Source organism: Sphingobacterium chungjuense (genome assembly GCF_011316935.1).
Taxonomy (GTDB): Bacteria; Bacteroidota; Bacteroidia; order Sphingobacteriales; family Sphingobacteriaceae; genus Sphingobacterium; species Sphingobacterium chungjuense.
Genome location: NZ_WLYS01000006.1, coordinates 15,155 through 33,853 on the forward strand (window position 1 = coordinate 15,155; position 18,699 = coordinate 33,853).

General features: G+C 42.7%; 15 protein-coding genes. 6 read left to right on the forward strand and 9 right to left on the reverse strand.

All coding sequences use genetic code 11. From position 1 onward, the window contains the following. Nucleotides 1-24: 24 nt before the first annotated feature. The 3 genes from GKO22_RS13740 to GKO22_RS13750 are packed head-to-tail and all read right to left on the reverse strand — an operon-like array spanning nucleotide 25 to nucleotide 2,473. Nucleotides 25-915: an N-acetylglucosamine kinase gene (locus GKO22_RS13740; RefSeq protein WP_166335998.1), complete on the reverse strand. Its 891-nt coding sequence runs from the start codon at nucleotides 913-915 to the stop codon at nucleotides 25-27. Nucleotides 916-951: 36 nt separating this feature from the next. After that, nucleotides 952-1,977, reverse strand: a complete 1,026-nt coding sequence (locus GKO22_RS13745) for a D-alanine--D-alanine ligase (protein ID WP_166336000.1) — start codon at nucleotides 1,975-1,977, stop codon at nucleotides 952-954. A 58-nt stretch (nucleotides 1,978-2,035) separates the two neighbouring features. Then, nucleotides 2,036-2,473: a DUF3995 domain-containing protein gene (locus GKO22_RS13750; protein ID WP_166336002.1), complete on the reverse strand. Its 438-nt coding sequence runs from the start codon at nucleotides 2,471-2,473 to the stop codon at nucleotides 2,036-2,038. A 271-nt stretch (nucleotides 2,474-2,744) separates the two neighbouring features. Between GKO22_RS13750 and GKO22_RS13755 the strand changes: the two genes are divergently transcribed. From GKO22_RS13755 to GKO22_RS13780, 6 genes are all read left to right on the forward strand, one after another. After that, on the forward strand, nucleotides 2,745-3,524 hold the full coding sequence (locus GKO22_RS13755; protein ID WP_166336004.1) for a PASTA domain-containing protein: 780 nt from the start codon (nucleotides 2,745-2,747) through the stop codon (nucleotides 3,522-3,524). 11 nt (nucleotides 3,525-3,535) lie between these two features. After that, nucleotides 3,536-4,585: an endolytic transglycosylase MltG gene (gene mltG / locus GKO22_RS13760; RefSeq protein WP_166336006.1), complete on the forward strand. Its 1,050-nt coding sequence runs from the start codon at nucleotides 3,536-3,538 to the stop codon at nucleotides 4,583-4,585. Nucleotides 4,586-4,641: 56 nt separating this feature from the next. Next, a complete protein-coding gene (locus GKO22_RS13765; RefSeq protein WP_166336008.1) occupies nucleotides 4,642-5,049 on the forward strand; it encodes an acyl-CoA thioesterase in 408 nt (135 codons plus the stop codon). Nucleotide 5,050: 1 nt separating this feature from the next. Beyond that, on the forward strand, nucleotides 5,051-6,028 hold the full coding sequence (locus tag GKO22_RS13770) for a YihY/virulence factor BrkB family protein (protein ID WP_166336010.1): 978 nt from the start codon (nucleotides 5,051-5,053) through the stop codon (nucleotides 6,026-6,028). Between the two features lie 124 nt (nucleotides 6,029-6,152). Next, nucleotides 6,153-8,087 (forward strand): 30S ribosomal protein S1, encoded by a 1,935-nt coding sequence (rpsA, locus tag GKO22_RS13775; protein ID WP_066757759.1) that lies wholly within the window; start codon nucleotides 6,153-6,155, stop codon nucleotides 8,085-8,087. A 95-nt stretch (nucleotides 8,088-8,182) separates the two neighbouring features. Then, nucleotides 8,183-9,028, forward strand: a complete 846-nt coding sequence (locus GKO22_RS13780) for a sulfurtransferase (RefSeq protein ID WP_166336013.1) — start codon at nucleotides 8,183-8,185, stop codon at nucleotides 9,026-9,028. Nucleotides 9,029-9,050: 22 nt separating this feature from the next. Here the strand turns inward: GKO22_RS13780 and GKO22_RS13785 are convergent, their stop codons facing one another. From GKO22_RS13785 to GKO22_RS13810, 6 genes are all read right to left on the reverse strand, one after another. Further along, nucleotides 9,051-9,929 (reverse strand): pirin family protein, encoded by an 879-nt coding sequence (locus GKO22_RS13785; RefSeq protein WP_166336254.1) that lies wholly within the window; start codon nucleotides 9,927-9,929, stop codon nucleotides 9,051-9,053. An 86-nt stretch (nucleotides 9,930-10,015) separates the two neighbouring features. Next, the gene (locus GKO22_RS13790; RefSeq protein ID WP_240920315.1) at nucleotides 10,016-11,422 is read right to left on the reverse strand and encodes an efflux transporter outer membrane subunit; all 1,407 of its coding nucleotides are present in this window, start codon (nucleotides 11,420-11,422) and stop codon (nucleotides 10,016-10,018) included. A gap of 11 nt (nucleotides 11,423-11,433) precedes the next feature. Beyond that, nucleotides 11,434-14,586 (reverse strand): efflux RND transporter permease subunit, encoded by a 3,153-nt coding sequence (locus GKO22_RS13795; RefSeq protein WP_166336014.1) that lies wholly within the window; start codon nucleotides 14,584-14,586, stop codon nucleotides 11,434-11,436. 34 nt (nucleotides 14,587-14,620) lie between these two features. After that, complete coding sequence (locus GKO22_RS13800) at nucleotides 14,621-15,760, reverse strand: efflux RND transporter periplasmic adaptor subunit (protein ID WP_166336016.1); 1,140 nt, start codon at nucleotides 15,758-15,760, stop codon at nucleotides 14,621-14,623. Nucleotides 15,761-15,893: 133 nt separating this feature from the next. After that, nucleotides 15,894-16,646, reverse strand: coding sequence for a LytR/AlgR family response regulator transcription factor (locus tag GKO22_RS13805; RefSeq protein ID WP_166336018.1), 753 nt, complete (start codon nucleotides 16,644-16,646; stop codon nucleotides 15,894-15,896). Next, nucleotides 16,643-17,731 (reverse strand): sensor histidine kinase, encoded by a 1,089-nt coding sequence (locus tag GKO22_RS13810; RefSeq protein ID WP_166336020.1) that lies wholly within the window; start codon nucleotides 17,729-17,731, stop codon nucleotides 16,643-16,645. The genes GKO22_RS13805 and GKO22_RS13810 overlap by 4 nt, the downstream gene beginning before the upstream one ends. Nucleotides 17,732-18,699: the final 968 nt, after the last annotated feature.

The following is an 18,699-nucleotide window of genomic DNA, read 5'->3' on the forward strand; positions in this document are numbered from 1 at the left end:
TAATATATAAATGTAAAAATTACTTTATTCAAATTCCGCTCCATAATTGCCAACAGCTAAAGAGTTATCCATTTCCCTACGAATAACAAACTCATAAAGCGGCTTGATCGGGCTTTTCAAAATCCGCCCTACCCTCACACCATGCAACTCACAGACGTCTCGTAGTTGCATATCGAAGTGGAAAGCCACTCGACCGACGAAATTACATTCATGCTCTGCGTAATTAGGATAGGTCATGATATGAGTCCGGACGAACTCATCGAAACCATTACGCAACAAAGTATCTATGTAAGAATTTAATCTATTTTGATCCATAAATGGCACAAAAGAAGCTAAGTATGCATTCGGTCGGTCTTTTTGGTAAACGTTCTTAACGACCACCTCTTTGGTTAAGCGATATTGTTCCTCAAATAACTTAGCAACATCCCGAGGCATATTGCCATAGAGAAAATCCATAATTAATTGCTTTCCAAACCAAGCACCGGAGCCTTCATCGCCCAATACATAGCCGTTGCCATGTAAACTGGGTGATAAATATTCGCCATCAAAAAAGCTCATGTCTGATCCTGTACCGATATTGCAAACAATGCCTTCTTGCGTACCTAATGTAGCATATGCCGTACCCATCAATTCGGTTTCAACCGATATAAAGGCATCTGGAAAAATGGCAGAAAGTGCATTGGATACGATTTCACGTCTATCTGGTGTAGAACATCCTGCACCAAAAAAATAAACTTCGTGTACTTCTGAAATATACGGAATGATTTCCGGCACCTCACCCAGTACACGAGCAATCTCTTTCTCACTTACGAAATATGGATTCAACCCTTTTGTCCGAAAAGACAAAGGATCACTATCTGGTAAATGTAACATCCATTCCGAACTCGACGACCCACTATCTGCTACTAAAATCATAATTTATTACTAGTAATCACTACTTCAAATATACTATTATTCTCCCGAATTTGTTTTAGCCGCTTGCAAAGCGCTGTCGATGATCTGGGTATAAAAAGCTGTTTCTGTCATACCAAAAGCCCGTACCTGCTGTGGAATAAAACTCTGTGCCGTCTGCCCAGGCGTCGTATTAATCTCAATAAAGTAAAAACGACCCGTCTCCTTTTGTAGAAAGAAATCCACCCGTACCATACCACGGCAATTCAACTTACGATACACATCCTTTATAATGCGGGCACTAAGCGCGTTTTGTTCTTCGGTAATAGCAGCCGGCGTGATTTCTTCTGTCAGCCCCGGAATGTACTTCGCTTCGTAATCAAAGAATTCTCTAGTCGTGATCACTTCCGTAGCGGGCAATACCACTAAGTCGCCATCGGTATTTCGAAAGATACCGCGCGAAAACTCGCGACCTTCAATAAACTCTTCGACTAGTACTTGCTGTCCGGTATGCGCCGCATCATACGCTTTCGCTATGGCGCTATCCAATTCATCTATCGTTTTTACTTTCGTCATCCCGATACTGCTACCTCCCGCATTGGGTTTTACAAAAAATGGTAAGGATAACTTTTCTTTTACTTGCTCTGTCGCAGTTTTTCGATCTCCAGCAAACAGCAGCACCGAGTCGGCCAAATGTATATCCGCAATGCCGGCTAATACTGCCTTTGTATAGCCTTTGTTCATTGTCAAGGCAGACGTGAGGGCATCACAACTGGTGTACGGCAGTCCGATCATATCAAAATATCCTTGCAGCCTCCCATCTTCGCCTGGGCTACCATGCAAAACGATAAAAGCAAGATCAAAAGTGATCTGATGATCGTCGATCACCAGCGAGAAATCATGTCTATTAATATCGAATTTCACACCAGCATCGTTCACATAAAACCACTGATCGCGCATGATCGATATCGGATATACCTCGTAACGTTCGGCATCCAGTTTGGAATGTACAAACGCGGAGCTTTTAAAAGAGACAGCTGCTTCCTCTGTATATCCACCCGTAATTAGGGCTATTTTTGTTCTCATATAATATTGTCTGATCTAGTATTTTTTGGTCAACAAATATAAATAATTACTCTTCACATTATCGCACCGCGATCTTCACCACAATTAAGGAAAACACCAACAGACACAAAGGCGTGTAATAAAGTGTATCATGGTACGCAAAGACCGTTTGCTTTACATGCTTGAAAAGACCGACATACTTAAAATCACCCATTGCTCTCACCAAAAAAATCAATGCAATGATGACCCATAAAATCCTCTCATACAACAAGGGCACAACACGTGATAACTCGACATGAGTAAGTAGCAGCAAGGCACCAAAAAATAAACCGATCACTACGCATGCCCCGAATCCCGGATCCAATAGAGGAACACCGTCGGACGTGGTAGGAATCGCCAGTTCCTTGCTCCAAACACCTCCAAAAGCCCAATAAAAATGCATAGCACCGATACCGGAAAAGATAATTGTTAATAGCGTTTTACACAGTATTCGCATCTCCAGCCAGTTCTTAACCATGTTACAAAATACAAAAATATCTAGTAAAATATGCTACAACGAGCCACCGGCGCTTTTGGTTTAACCAGCATAGATTGCTACGCGTTGTAAGCTAATTGCGTTATATAGTTGTTTACAAATGGATGAGTCTATAATTCGAACATACGAAAAGACAGGTTTATGTATATATTTGTACGGTATTTGTAAAAGAGTATTTCGGTGAATGGGAAATAGTAACAACTTTACGAATACTACATAACAGCAAATTACGCATTACAGCAAGATACATTATATGTCAAAATTCTTTCTCTACCTAAGAACTAATACCTTTCGAAAAAATCTGATCTACGCCATCGTAGGTATCATTGTATTGTTCATCCTGACGTATATTGGCCTGCGCATTTACACAAAACATGGTGATCGTCAAGAAGTTCCCGTGTTAAAAGGGTTACACATTAGCGAAGCGATTGCACTGTTAGACAAAGTTGGATTAGAATATCAGGTAGATTCCATCTATCAATTGGATGCGCGTCCGGGTATGGTTATTGAGCAAGACCCAGAACCAGCATCAGCGGTGAAAGGTGGGAGAACCATTTACTTGACTATTATCACGCAAACCGCTCCAGAGATTGCTTTTCCAGAGGTGATCGATAAAACCCTGATTGAGGCGACTTCCATTATCAAAAATCATTCGTTGAAATTAGGTGACACGACGTATGTCAACGATATTGCACGTGATATGGTGCTTGATGCCACATTTGGCGGTCAGCCAATTACCGCAGGGCGAATGATTCCAAAAGGATCTCGCATTAATTTGGTGTTAGGAAATGGTCGGGGCAACGACCAGGTGAACATTCCGGAATTGGTCGGATTGCCGTACAGCGAAGCTGAATTTGCTTTACGTGGTTTGGGTTTAGTGGTTGGAAGCATCAGCTTTGCTGATGGATCACGCGATACGATAAACGGAACCGTTGTAGAACAAACGCCAGATATATCTGCGCAATTTATTCCATTGGGCTCTGCCATCCATCTCAAATTATCCAACTCTGTTGTACCTACTACAACCGAATAGCTCCACCTGTCATGCAAGAAGTTCAACCAGAGAAAAAAAGAAGAAACGTATGGATTCCGGTCGGAATCGTATTCGTTATTATCGCATTGATCGTATCGTGGATAGCCTACTTAGCGGTATTGGCGCCTACCGTGCAGACCGATGCCGAATACTTTTATGTACACAGTGACGATACTTACGATGATGTGATGCAACGCATCAAAGAAGAAAACATCGTACGCAATTACACACTTTTTGAATACATGGCCAAAGCCATGGATCTTCCAGAAAACATCAATCCTGGCCGTTATCGCTTAGATTCGGAAATGAACAACCGTCGCTTGATCGGCAATTTGCGGGGTGGTTATCAGGAGGCGGTGAAATTCAGATTCCAGAATGTACGATTAAAGGAAAACTTTGCCGGCTTGTTAGGACAGCATTTCGAGGCCGATTCATTAGAATTCCTGCAAGTACTACAGGATGAAAAGACCGCGGAGAAATTCGGCTTTACCTCCGACAATTTTTTCTCGATGTTTATTCCAAACACGTACGAAATCTATTGGAATACGAATCCACAGAAAATCATGGCTCGTTTCCATACAGAGTATATGAATTTTTGGAACGCAGATAGAAAAGCAAAAGCCGATGCCTTAGGCATGACCACGCAAGAAGTGAGCACCTTGGCAGCTATTGTGAAAGGCGAAGCAATGCATACCGATGAAATGCCCGCCATTGCCGGTCTGTACATCAACCGCTTAAAGCGCGGCATGCTATTGCAAGCCGATCCCACCGTGATATTTGCCAATAATGACTTTACCATCCGTCGTGTCTTGAACCGCCACCTCACCATCGATAACCCGTACAACACCTATCGTTTCAAAGGATTGCCACCGGGACCGATCATGATGCCAAGCATTGTGGCGATAGATGCCGTGTTGGATTATAAAAAACACGATTATATCTATATGTGCGCCAAGGACGACTTTAGCGGATATCATTTATTTGCCACAACTATGGCCGAGCATTTGGTCAATGCGCGCAAGTTTCAACGTGCTTTGGACGAAAGAAACATCAAGCGTTAGCACAATAGCAAAGGGGCTTTTTGTCATTTTGCTATATTAATTTTAACTTCGCCCATATGTTTGTATTCGAAAACAAGATACGTGTACGATACGCAGAGACCGATCAGATGGGCTACATGTATTATGGTAATTACGCCACATATTACGAAGTTGCACGGACTGATATGCTACGCAGCACAGGCATTTCTTACAAAGAACTCGAAGCCATGGGCGTAATGATGCCTGTGATCGAAATGCAAACCAAATACTTACAACCGGCCAAATACGATGATCTGATCACGATCAAGACGACCATTCGGGAGCTTCCTAATGTGCGAATTTGCTTTGAATATGAGCTATTCAACGAAGCAGGCGTATTGTTGAATACCGGCAAAACGTTACTCGTTTTTGTAGACATGGCCAAGAACAGACCCTGCCGTGCACCAGAAGTATTTATGGACAAAATAAAATCATATTTTTCTTAAGATGCAAAAGGTCCATAATAGACTCTTGAACGTAAGAATCTACGATAACTTTATCGAATGGACGAAAAGTGCTGTGCTACCGGGCTTTGGATCATTGCCCTTATATACGGTTTTTGCTTTTTTCTTTCAGGAAATTGCGCGTGAATCCATCCTCAACAAAGCTTCTTCCTTAGCCTACAACTTTATGTTGGCTATTTTTCCGGGAATCATTTTTCTATTTACACTTATTCCATACATCCCGGTAGACAATTTTCAGGATCAATTGATGGAACTCATGCAGGTAGCCATGCCAGAGAGTGCCTACGAATTTCTGGAAACAACCCTGAATGACATTATTAAAACCCAAAATACCGGACTATTATCCACCGGTTTTGTCTTGTGTACGTTTTTTGCGACGAATGGCATGACCACTTTGATGATGACCTTCAATAAATCTTCCTTGTCCAAAGAAGACCGTAGTTGGGGGCAGAAACGTATTGTTGCATTAGCATTATCAGTTGCCATCGTCTTGGCATTAGCCATTGGGATCTTCTTATATGCTGGCGCCAACTTTTTGATCAATTACTTGAAAAACACCATTGACTACGATCTGAACTATTTTTGGCATATCCTGATCAAGTTTGTACAATGGTTGTTTATGTTCGGCATCTATTTTTTCACGGTAAGCCTAGTCTACAAATTTGGCCCTAGTCGCAGTAAGAGATGGAAATTTTTCACTCCCGGTGCTACGCTCGCTACCGTGCTGGCTATTCTATCTTTTTCTGGGTTCGCTTATTATATAAACCAATTTGGCACGTACAATAAGCTATATGGATCTATCGGTACATTGATCGTGATGATGATCTGGATGTATTTAAATGCATTAATCTTGATCGTTGGGTTTGAACTCAATGCCAGCATTGCGCTTTCCAAACAAAGCATTAAGATTGTACGTCCGCGCACCTACAATTCCTTTAAGGCAGATAGCGCAGAAAAGTAGCCACAGCAGAGTAGCTACTGCCTTTCACTTTTCCTTAATCTTTTTTCTACATAAATAGTTGTATATAAAAGTTTTTTGTACTTTTGCAGTCTCTGCAACGCAGGGAAAAGGAGAAAATTAATTAATGGCAAAAAAACAAGAAGCAGAAAAAGAGTTAGCGGCGAAAAACGCAGAGCTACAAGGTGCTGACACTAAAGTAGTGAAAGACACTGAAACCATCGAATCTGAAGCAGATTCAAACCTAATCAACGAGATCAAATCTAGTTCACTAAGCACCCCAGAAGGTGACTTTGACTGGGATTTCGATGAAAAAGCCTTCGGTAACTACAGCGAGGCTGAGCGTACTAAACTAGAAGAGCAGTACGCTGGTACATTCAATCAAATTAACCAAGGTGAAATTATTGAAGGTACTGTAGTATCTATCAATAACAAAGACGTGGTATTGAATGTTGGATTTAAATCTGATGGTTTAGTAGCACTTTCTGAGTTCCGCGACCTTCCTGAATTGAAAGTTGGCGACAATGTTGACGTATTTGTTGAATCTCAAGAGGATGCAAATGGTCAATTAGTATTGTCACGCAAACGTGCTAAGACACAAAGATCTTGGGAAGCAATCAACGAAGCTTTGGAAAATGATGCAATCATTGATGGTTTCGTGAAATCACGTACCAAAGGTGGTTTGATCGTGGACATTAAAGGTGTAGAAGCTTTCTTACCAGGTTCACAGATCGACATCAAGCCTATTCGCGATTACGATATCTATGTAGGTAAAACAATGGAATTCAAAGTGGTTAAAATCAACCACGAATTCAAAAACGTTGTCGTATCTCACAAAGTATTGATCGAAGATGATTTGGAAAACCAAAAATCAGAGATCGTTGCGAAATTGGAAAAAGGTCAAGTATTGGAAGGTACTGTTAAAAATATCACTGACTTCGGTGTGTTCATCGATTTGGGTGGTGTTGATGGTCTACTTCACATTACAGATATTTCTTGGGGTCGTATCGAGCATCCAAGAGAAGTTCTTGCATTGGATCAAACAATCAACGTGGTTGTTCTTGATTTTGATGATGAGAAAAAACGTATCGCTCTAGGTCTAAAACAACTTTCTGAGCATCCTTGGGAATCTTTGAGCACTGATCTTGAGATCGGTTCTAAAGTAAAAGGTAAAATCGTAACTGTTGCAGATTACGGTGCTTTCCTTGAAATCATCCCTGGTGTAGAAGGATTGATCCACGTATCAGAAATGTCTTGGTCTCAAAACCTACGTTCTCCACAAGAGTTCTTGAAAGTAGGTGACGAAATCGAAGCACAAATCTTGACTTTGGATCGCGAAGACCGCAAGATGAGCTTAGGTATCAAACAATTGACTCCAGATCCATGGCAAAACATCGCTGAGCGTTACCCAATCGGGTCGAAAGTGAAAGCGGCTGTTAAAAACATGACTAACTTCGGCGTATTCGTTGAGTTAGAAGATGGTATCGATGGTTTGATCCACATCTCTGACCTTTCTTGGTCTAAAAAAATCAACCACCCGAACGAATTCACTAAAGTAGGTGAAGAACTAGAGGTTGTTGTATTAGAGCTTGACGAAGAAAACCGTAAATTGTCTCTAGGTCACAAACAATTGGAAGAAAACCCTTGGGATACTTTCGAAACTATCTTCACGGAAGGTTCACTTCACGAAGGTACTGTGATCAAAGTTGGTGACAAAGGTGATATCGTTGCACTTCAATATGGTGTAGAAGGATTCTGTCCATCGAAACATGCTGTTAAAGAAGACGGTACTGTATTGAAAGTTGACGAAACTAACGAGTTCAAAATCATTGAGTTCAACAAAGAAAACAAGCGTTTGGTAATTTCTCACTCTCGTATCTGGGAAGATAAGAAATCTGAAGCTCGTGTAGAAGAATTCAACGCACGTAAGAAAGAGGCAAAAGCTGCCAACACTGCTGTGAAAAAAGTGAAGGATTCTGTTGAGAAATCTACTCTAGGAGATCTAGGTGTATTAGCTCAGTTGAAACAACAAATGGAAGGCGACGAGAAAAACTCTAAATAGTTTTTGATCGTAACCGAATCATTTTAAATACTCCAAACCCTCCGCCATGCGGAGGGTTTTTTCGTTATATTCGTTTCGCACAAACCACCTGACGAATGAACACATTCCCATTAATCGACGTAAAAGCGTTACAATCGCTATTGGATGAGCAAAAGCCCGTCGTATTATTAGACGCTACGATTGACAAAGTCAACCAACGAATAGATCAGGATGGCGTAGCGCCAGAGCTTATCTCCCATTCTATTTTCTTCGATATCGAAGGAGCATTCTCCGATCATAGCAATCCGTTACCACATACGATGGTAGATGCCCCAACTTTTGAAAGAGAAGCAAGTGCGCTTGGTATCAATGCGGATTCTATCGTGGTTATTTACGATCGTTGGGGCATTTATTCTAGCCCGAGAGCTTGGTGGATGTTTCGTGCGATGGGACATACAAATACCTTCGTATTGCAAGGCGGATTACCTGCTTGGAAAGCAAAACAACTGCCTATTGCATCCAAACACATGGATGCCGCAACCTTGACCAAAGGAGACTTCGTCGCAAAACCGCAGAAAGAATACTGGACGAATAAAGAGGAAATCCTCTGCGGGTTACAGGAAACGGAAAATACAATCATTGACGCGCGTAGCGCAGGTCGGTTTGCCGGAAGCAGCCCAGAACCGCGAGTAGGTTTACGGTCAGGTCATATTCCGGGCTCGTACAATGTCCCTTTCGACGAAGTGCTTGCAGGCACTCATTATAAGAGCGTAGCTGAATTGCAAAAAATCTTCGAACCGCTTATCAGTGATAAACCGGTAGTTTTTAGCTGTGGATCTGGGATTTCCGCCGCTATTATCGCATTGGCTGCTCAGCAGCTAGATTACCAAAACCTTTCCATCTACGACGGATCTTGGTCTGAGTGGGGAGCGGATGAAAATGTGCCGATTGAGAAGGGCTAAGCTTTTACCAATAAGAAAAGTCCTACCCTCGCGGCGCGGGCAATGGCACATAACCATCATCTCCGGATACTTTTGGAAATTTGTGATCAACCCAATCCTGTTTAGCTTGATCTAGAATCTCTTTGCTCGTCGCGACGAAATTCCATGAAATAAAGCGTTCTTCTGGAAAAGGTTCGCCACCGAAAATGTATACCGTGGTACCTGCGGTAATCTCAAAAGTACACAAGTGCGCATCTTTCGTAATTAAGATCTGCTTTGGCCCATAGGTGTGTTCTCCACTTTTGATCTCTCCTTCTAGGATATACAAACCACTCTCACCATACAATTCACCACGAATATCAATTACTGCATCTTGTCTCGCTTTAATTTCCAGCATATACAATCTGCTGTACACTGGCACTGGCGATTTTCGGCCAAATGCTTCTCCCGCGATTAGCTTATAACTCGCATTCTCATCTTCCCAAGCCGGAATATCCTGCGCTTCGGTATGATGAAATTCAGGCTCCATAAATTCCAATTCTTTGGGCAAAGCCACCCAAATTTGCAATCCATGCATATACTTATCCCGCGTACGCAAATGCTCAGGCGTACGTTCAGAATGCACGACACCTTTACCAGCAGTCATCCAGTTCACAGCACCTGGCGTAATCTCCATGGCTGTTCCGATGCTGTCGCGGTGAAAGATGGCACCGTCAAATAAATACGTTAAAGTAGAAAGTCCGATATGGGGATGTGGACCTACATCTAGGTTTTCGTGATCTGCCAGACAAGCTGGCCCCATGTGGTCTATAAATACAAAAGGACCGATGGATCTTTTCTGGCGGAATGGTAAAAGTCTTCCCACTAGAAAATTGCCAATATCGGCCGCTTTTTCTTCAAGTATAAAATCAATATTAGACATATCCTTATCTCTTTCTGGTTGTATAAAGATAATCCTAATATTTTGAAAATCCATGCTGGCATGCACGTGCATGCCAGCATGGATGATTATTCTACGCCACCTCCGAGTGCACGATACAAATCAGTAACGGCTTGTAACTTCTCACGTTTGATATTAATGGCTTCCAGTTCATTTTCCAAAGCGCTGTTTTGTGCCGTGATTACTTCCAAGTACGTTGCCATACTGCTACGGTACAAGAGCAAGGCATCATTCGTGGCTTTCGTCAAATGATCTTTCTTAGCTTCGACCAACTTCAATCGCTCATCAGCATGCGTTGACATCGCCAACGCATCGGATACCTCACCTACGGCGGTCAACAAAGATTGACGGAATTGTACAGCTGCCTTTTCTTGCTCAATCTGCGCAATCTCATAGGCTGTTTTCAACTCCTTCTTCCGAAAAATTGGCTGCGTAATATTTCCAGCGACACTTTTCACCACAGAACCCGGTATATCAAACCAGCTATTGAATTGAAAGGAATTCACCCCGATTGAAGGTGTTAGACTTAACGTTGGGTACATAGCAGCTTTCGATAAGCCCGTTTGTGCATTCGCACTCACGACCGCATACTCTGCTGCCTTTACATCTGGTCTTCTGCTCAACAACATGGCTGGTACACCCGTATCAAAAAATTCTTCTGGCATAGCCTCGCTCAAACTACCAGCGCGCTCCAATGCAGAAGGGAAGCTTCCACACAGGATATTTAGTGCATTTTCCTGTACGGCAATATTCTGCTTCGCCAGAGGAATCAACAATTCCGCGGTTTTCTTTTGTGCTTCTGCCTGATCCAAAGCCAATGAACTAATCATCGAAGATTCATATTGCAATCGAATCATATCCAACGTACTGTCGCCCAAAGCTACATTACGCTGTGCGACTTTCAACTGCTCGTCTAACGTAATGAGCGAATAATAGGCCTGCGCCACTTGCGCGACAATGCGAGTTTTCAACGCATTCATGTTCTCTTTCTCCGCAAAATACCGAGCCCAAGCGCCTTCGCGCTGCATCTTAACTTTGCCCCAGATATCGGCTTCCCAAGATAAGCTCAACGTAGCGGTATAATCGTCCATATATGGCGTGCCCAAGAATTGCTCACTCAAAGAACCATTCAGGGAATTGCGTGATAGCCACATGCGGTTCGCGCCAACGGACAGATCCAGCGTAGGCAACAACCCCAATTTGGCTTGTTTGTACGTGAGCTCCAACTGATCCATAGATAGTTTGGCGACCATAATATCGTTATTATGCGCTAATGCTTTGTCAATTAAGGATAATAGAATTTCATCCTTAAAAAATGTATGCAAGGGTAATAACACGCTATCTGCAGTTACTCCCGTAATTTCATTTCTGTATGTATCTGGCAAGTCCACTTCTGGTCTTGCATATTTACGCCCTACCTGACATGAGGTGAGCACTAAGGCTATCCCCATGACAGAAAGAACATGTTTTGTCATCTCTTTCATCATTAATCTTTTGTAGGTGTAACTTGTTTAGGTTTGCCAGAAACCAACTCTTGCAAGTATTGGAAGAAGATGTACAATATCGGAATCACGAAAACTCCCAATACCACACCACTCAACATACCCATTGCCGCGCCCGTACTAATTGATTTATTTCCGGCTGCTGAACCACCGGTAGCCAACATCAAGGGAATCATACCCGCAATAAAGGCAAGCGAGGTCATGATAATCGGACGGAGACGTGCTCTGGATCCATCAAGGGCAGCCTCCAAGATAGAAAGCCCGGCTTTACGACGTTGAACCGCAAACTCCACAATCAAAATCGCATTTTTGGCCAACAAACCGATCAACATAATCAGACCGACCTGCACATAGATATTGTTATCTAAGCCAATCGCTCGTATGCCCAAGAAAGCACCTAAAATACCGGTCGGAATGGACAGCAATACCGCCAAAGGCAATAAGTAACTTTCGTACTGAGCGGATAGCAAGAAGTATACGAACAGGATACTCAGCATCAAGATCACCAAGGTTTGACTGCCCGCAGATTTTTCTTCCAAACTCAGACCCGTCCACTCAAAGCTATAATCGCCTGGCAATTTGCTCAATACATTTTGCTCTAAATCATCCATGATCGCACCATTACTCGTGCCCGGATTGGCGACCACGTTGATCGTGACCGAATTGTACAAGTTGTAGCGGTTCACCGATTCTGGTCCATACACTTTATTCAAGGTAACCAGCGATTTCACAGGCACCATTTCTCCCGCATCATTGCGTACAAAGATTTCATTGAATGCTTCTTCATCCGTTCTGAAGATCCCGTCTGCTTTGATGTTCACGCGGTAAAACTTACCAAAACGAGTGAAATTCAATGATTGATCTCCGGCAAAATACGTTTGTATCGTACCTAACATGGCACTTACATCTACGCCAATCTGAGCCGCTTTTTCCTCATCGACTTCCAATTCAAATTGTGGGAAGTCTGCTCTGAACATGGTATACGCATATTGTACACCTGGCCGTTGCATGATCTGCCCGATCACTTCATCGGCTCTTGCTTTGAGTGATGTTGGGTTATTTCCCATACGATCTTGCAAAACCAATTCTGCCCCAGAAGTCATCCCATAACCATCAACTGGCGGCGAACGGAAAGCCATAATAGTTCCCTCCTTCACGCCAGCAAATTTCTGCGAAATGATTCCTAAGATCTGATCGATATCATTGATCTCACCACGATCTTTTTTCTGTTTCAGCTTAATGAAACCCATGGCATAAGCTGGTCCGGCACTATTACTCAAGATATTGAAACCGGTGATTCCCGAGTTACTTTCAACAGCCTCCATGTCCATCAACAGAGTGTTGATTTTTTCAGCAACTGCCGTTGTACGATCTAGCGCCGTTCCGGGAGGCATACTCAAGCTATAGACGATAAAATTATCGTCTTCCATTGGCACAAAACTACGTGACGTACTGTTCATGATGAAGATTGCTCCTGCCGTAATGATCGCGATCAATCCCGTAGCTAACCATTTTTTCTGGGCCAAGAATTTTACCCCAACGATATAGCGGTTCGTCATGTGGTTGAAGCTGCTATTGAAAGCAGTGAAGAAACGTGTTCCAAATCCTTTCTTCTCCCCACCTTCACCATCTTCGCCATGGTGTTGGTTTTTCAACAATAAGGCACATAAAGCTGGTGTCAATGTCAAGGCATTGATCGCCGAGATAATAATCGCTATCGCTAAGGTATAGGCAAATTGTTTGTAGAAAATACCCGACGATCCAGTCATAAAACCGATCGGGATAAATACCGCAGACATGACCAATGTGATGGATATAACGGCCCCCGTAATCTCGCTCATCGCGCTGTGTGTGGCTTCGCGTGCATCCATCTTCGAGCTTTCGAGCTTACCATGCACCGCTTCTACTACCACGATCGCATCATCGACCACAATACCAATCGCTAAAACAAGCGCGAACAAGGTTAGGATATTGATCGTAAAGCCAAAGGCGAGCAAAAAGAAGAACGTACCCACAATCGCTACCGGAACAGCAATGGCAGGGATAATGGTGGATCTCCAATCTTGCAAGAATAGGAATACCACGACGAATACTAATAAGAAAGCTTCAATCAAGGTGGATTTCACTTGTCCTGTCGCTTCATCCAAACGCTCTTTGGTACTCATCAAACTGCTTTGTTTGATTCCCGGAGGGAATCTCTTCGCCGCATTCGCCAATTCCTCGCGCACTCCAATCTCGATCTCGTTCGCATTTGAGCCTGAAGTTTGCAAGATGGCGATGGTAACGGCATTCTTACCATTGAAACGGTTGTCACCACTGTAACTGATGGATCCAAACTCCACCCGAGCTACGTCTTTCAATCGTACCAAATCAGTACCATTGCGTTTCACGACGATATTTTCGTATTCCTCGGGTTGGGTTTTCTTTCCCTTGTAACGAATCACGTATTCTAATGCTGCGTCCGATTCTTCTCCTAATTTGCCGGGTGCCGACTCCAAACTCTGCTTAGAAATAGCGGCTGTTACATCTTCGGGTACCAGATTATAGCTAAACATTTTTTGCGGATTTAGCCAAACGCGCATCGAGTAATCTTTGGCACCAAATACTTGTGCCTGCCCTACTCCGGGTACCCGTTTAATCTGTGGAATCAAGTTGATGTTAGCATAATTCTGCAAAAACAACTCATCGTACCGATCATTATCTTCGGTGTACACACTGAAGATCATAATCATACTGTTTTGCTGCTTAGAAGTGGTCAGTCCCATGCGGATCACCTCTTGTGGCAAGATCGGTGTAGCCTGCTGTACGCGGTTTTGTACATTTACGGCCGCTTGATCGGGATCTACACCTTGCTTAAATACCACACGCACGGAAAACGTTCCATCATTACTGGCCGTAGAGCTAATATATTCCATGTTCTCTACACCGTTGATTTGCTCTTCGAGTGGTGTTACGACCGAGCGCAATACGGTCTCACTGTTTCCGCCAGGATAACTTCCTGATACCTGTACGGTAGGCGGCGCGATATCTGGGAATCGGGTTTGCGGCAAACGCAGCAAACCAATTACGCCCAGAATTACGAATATTACTGATATGACCGTGGCCAACACGGGCCGGTCTATTATTCCTCGTATCATGGATACTGTTTGTTTTTATACTATGTTTTGAATATTATTTTCCAAGGGTGTCTGCTGCTAGCACTGGCTGCACCACCATGCCTTCTTGCAGCACATCGATACGATTTAGAGCTATTTTCTCACCATGATCTAAACCGGATTTTACAATATAATTGTTGCCGGACTTGCCCGTGATCATAATGGGTTTCATCACCACTTTATTACTATCCGCTAAGGAGAATACGAAAAAGCGATCTTGAATATCACGCACGCTGGCCATTGGAATGGTCAGCGCTTCGGATAGCGTGCGAGTCAACACGACTTTTCCAGCACCGCCAGCACGCAATACTTTGTCCGGATTCGGGAAAGTCGCTTTCATGGCGATACTTCCAGTAGTACGATCGATGTTTCCGCTGGCGATTTCTACACGGCCAGCATGCGCGTAAGCGGTACCATCTGCCATAATGAATTTTACACTTTCCACACCTTGATCACCTTTGCTATTATTGACAAATTCAATAAAATCAGCTTCTGTCAACGAAAAGTAGACATTCACATCGTTGATCTCTGAAAGGGTAGTCATGGGCGTAGCATCGTTTGGCGTAACCAAATTTCCGATCCGTTTTGGAATACGACCGATATATCCGCTTACCGGTGCTTTAATCAGGCTAAAATCGGCATTGATCTCCGAAGAGCCTAATGCAGCGCGCGCTTGAGACACTTGCGCCTTCGCAGCGGCGTAGTTCGCTTCTGCTGTTTCTAGCTGTAGTTCGGTATATACTTTTCCAGCGACCAAAGGACGCACCTTTTCTAACTCGATCTTGGCACTTTGCTCTGCCGCGACCGCCGCTTCGTACGAGGCGCGGCTACTATTCACCTGTTCGTTGAACACATCGGCTTTGATCCGAAATAGGGATTGTCCCTTTTGCACATAACTACCCTCTTGCACAAATATTTGATCTAGATACCCGCTCACTTGGGCTTTAATATCTACGTTAACGGTACCTTCGATAGATCCAGGGTATTTCTTTTCTACTTTTGCTGCTCCATTGTGTAGTTCCATGAAATCCACATCAGGAGTGGCTGGCGGTGGAGCTGATTCTTCTTTCGATCCACAGGACACCAACAGCCCTACAGTTCCAATACATATCGTGAAAAGCACGACGATTCTGTTCGCGACAATACGCTTTTTCATAAGGTAAGATTCTATTTTGAAATGCAAAACTAAGCAAATAGACCATCGGAAATGTCAGGCAAGTTTACCGAACTGTAATATTTCGGTACTAAAACGACAACCGTCGTATTCCAAACTTTAGAGATAATTCTACTTAGTAATTCAACCAGTTTTTGAACATAGGTGCTTTTTCTCGGCTAATGATGACCTCCAATTCAGGGTTATTCTTAACGTCTACTTTTAGCTTTCCATTAAAGTAATTGTGCACTTGGCCGATGGCATCTACGCAAAGGATAAACTGCCGATTAGCGCGAAAGAAAACAGTAGGATCTAGCTGTTGTTCCAACTCTTCCATCGTGAGCGGGATTACTTCTTCATTGCCATCGGACAGATGCGCCCGCGTAATTTTCCACTCGGAATAAAAATAGATAACATCTTGCACCAGAATCGATTTGTATCCATCCTTGTATGGCAGTAAAAAACGCTTCCGAAACTTCTTTGGTTGAAAGAAGTTCATCAATCCTTCCAAAGTAGACTCATCCAACACGTGAGCCTGCTGCGACCCTAATTTGTCTAGAGCGGCAGACAGCTCCTCTTTCTCTACAGGCTTGAGCAAATAGTCAACACTATTATGTTTGAAAGCACGCACGGCGTACTCATCGTACGCTGTCGTAAAGATGATCGGACAACGAATAGGTTCTCGCTCCAGGATTTCAAAACTTAGGCCATCGGAAAGGCGCACATCCATCAGCATCAAATCCGGACAAGGATTTGCAGAAAACCACTCCACTGTGTCAGCTATGCATTCTAACACAGCGACCACTTCGACCTGCGGCCGAAGTTCTCTCAGCAATCTTTTTAAGCGATCGGCATTGGGTTTTTCGTCTTCTACGATGAGTATTTTCATGGCTTAAACAATGGAAGAGTTACCGTATATATGTGTTCATCTTGATAAATATGCGGCGCTGCTGCGGATAGCAACTTGTATCGGCGATTGATATTCTTGATACCGATACCCGAAGACGGAATCACCTTACTTAAAGGCATACGTGAATTTTCTACTTGCAACTGTGCAGCATCCGTCGTGAATATCCTAATTTGAAGCGGTCTTTTCTTATTAGTTTGGTTGTGCTTTAAAGCATTTTCGACTAAGAGTTGTAGGGTAAGTGGTGGCAAGTTATAAGAACGATATTCAGGATCTATCTGGATATCAAATTGCACCCCCTCACCAAAGCGTTGCTCTATCAGATAGCGATAGGGCTCTAAAAATTTAAGTTCTTCCTCCAGTGTCAACATATCCTTCTTGGCATTCACTAAAAGGTATCGATAGATTCTGCTAAAATTTTCTGCATACTCATATCCCACCTGTTGATCCTCTAATATCAACTCCGAGAGCACACTGAGATTATTGAACACAAAATGTGGATCGATCTGCAACTTCAATGATTGTAACTCCGCTTCCATAGCGACTTGACTGAGTTCTGCAGAGCGAATAGCTTCATTCTTCCAATTCTCCACCAGATAATTCCCAATATTGATCCCCATAATCACAAAAGAAATAACAATGCTAACCAAGATCCATTGCATGGTCTCTCTAGTTTCTGCTTCCATGGTCAGCGGATTGTTATCCAAGGGTTGTGTGTCGAATATCAGGGGACAAATAAAACTAAACACGAGATTAATCAACAGCACTGCGCTGAGATTCATGATGGTCTCTGCTGCAAACCGTTTTCCCGGTTGCTGTGTCCAAGATATTTTTGTATTCAGCCACTTACCAATATGAATGCTCGATTCGGAGATCAAAAAACAAAACAACAGGGAAGTCAGCAGATCCAATACGATATGGTCACCAGAACGTGCAAAAAAAGTTTTCCAATATACAGAAAACGGGTCTATCAAATAAACGACAAGATAAAGCAATAGGTATGCCGACCCTACGAAAAGAATCCGCTTCCAGGTATTATTTAAAAAGCTCTCTCGGGTACGCTTCATTAAGTGACTTGATTAAATCGACGACTTACATTCATCATGCGGATACAAATTTGCGAATTTAATGTCATGCAGACGTCCTAATTTAACTAAAGCACCTTATTCAGACACCGAATACGAGCATTTTTGTTCTGAAACGTCTTGGAATTTGATGGATATTATTCCGAAGAATAGTGGTTTATACGCTATTGCTGAGTGAATAATACGTGTTTGGATCAAAAAAATTATTGATGGCATCGAGTTTGCGACACTGACTTGAAAAAATAAGCACATTTTTTTACACAGCATATAATAAGCATCAGTCATCCACCCCCCGGATGACTTTTGTCTTTTTTAGACTTTTATGCCGCCGCGTGGCAACAAAATTAATCTATCTCCTTCTCAGTTTCATCCGGCCAAGAAAGTCGGTACAGACCTCTCTTTCCCAGCCTTATTTGTCAAAATATTGTCCGAAATCAAAAAATATTTCGAAAATATTTTGATAGTGTATTTTTTACACTATCTTTGTGTTATCATAATTTAGGTTTATAATTGGTTAGTAAAGGTTTTCATTCTCCCCGTTTGAAAACCTTTTTTTATGCCCTCAACATAACATTATGTCACGCTACTTGTTTATGGATAGATATCACCTATTGTCTCACCATAGAAGCATCAATTATGAAAAAAACATCCCTTTTCGCAGTACTAGTACTATTTATAAGTTTTGTTACTGCTTGTAACAGTTCAGAAGATAAGAACAAACATTCTCAACATGATGAATCGTATGATCAAGCAAATGCTTCAAGTGATACGTTACAACTGGATTCTGTAGTTAGTGATTCCGTTGACTATAACCGACCAGAATCACCACGCATGTAATTTCTAGCTGATTTTGCTTTTCTTAAAAACGTTGGGATCAGTTGTTTTCACCTAACCTTGCTTAGAAGATTATCTATTCATCTTCTGTGAATACCATTTGCCGTCTATATCGT

Coding starts and splice junctions, on each gene's coding strand:
- GKO22_RS13740 (WP_166335998.1), bottom strand. CDS start 915: ATGATTTTAGTAGCAGATAGTGGGTCGTCGAGTTCGGAATGGATGTTA.
- GKO22_RS13745 (WP_166336000.1), bottom strand. CDS start 1,977: ATGAGAACAAAAATAGCCCTAATTACGGGTGGATATACAGAGGAAGCA.
- GKO22_RS13750 (WP_166336002.1), bottom strand. CDS start 2,473: ATGGTTAAGAACTGGCTGGAGATGCGAATACTGTGTAAAACGCTATTA.
- GKO22_RS13755 (WP_166336004.1), top strand. CDS start 2,745: ATGTCAAAATTCTTTCTCTACCTAAGAACTAATACCTTTCGAAAAAAT.
- mltG (WP_166336006.1), top strand. CDS start 3,536: ATGCAAGAAGTTCAACCAGAGAAAAAAAGAAGAAACGTATGGATTCCG.
- GKO22_RS13765 (WP_166336008.1), top strand. CDS start 4,642: ATGTTTGTATTCGAAAACAAGATACGTGTACGATACGCAGAGACCGAT.
- GKO22_RS13770 (WP_166336010.1), top strand. CDS start 5,051: ATGCAAAAGGTCCATAATAGACTCTTGAACGTAAGAATCTACGATAAC.
- rpsA (WP_066757759.1), top strand. CDS start 6,153: ATGGCAAAAAAACAAGAAGCAGAAAAAGAGTTAGCGGCGAAAAACGCA.
- GKO22_RS13780 (WP_166336013.1), top strand. CDS start 8,183: ATGAACACATTCCCATTAATCGACGTAAAAGCGTTACAATCGCTATTG.
- GKO22_RS13785 (WP_166336254.1), bottom strand. CDS start 9,929: ATGTCTAATATTGATTTTATACTTGAAGAAAAAGCGGCCGATATTGGC.
- GKO22_RS13790 (WP_240920315.1), bottom strand. CDS start 11,422: ATGACAAAACATGTTCTTTCTGTCATGGGGATAGCCTTAGTGCTCACC.
- GKO22_RS13795 (WP_166336014.1), bottom strand. CDS start 14,586: ATGATACGAGGAATAATAGACCGGCCCGTGTTGGCCACGGTCATATCA.
- GKO22_RS13800 (WP_166336016.1), bottom strand. CDS start 15,760: ATGAAAAAGCGTATTGTCGCGAACAGAATCGTCGTGCTTTTCACGATA.
- GKO22_RS13805 (WP_166336018.1), bottom strand. CDS start 16,646: ATGAAAATACTCATCGTAGAAGACGAAAAACCCAATGCCGATCGCTTA.
- GKO22_RS13810 (WP_166336020.1), bottom strand. CDS start 17,731: ATGAAGCGTACCCGAGAGAGCTTTTTAAATAATACCTGGAAGCGGATT.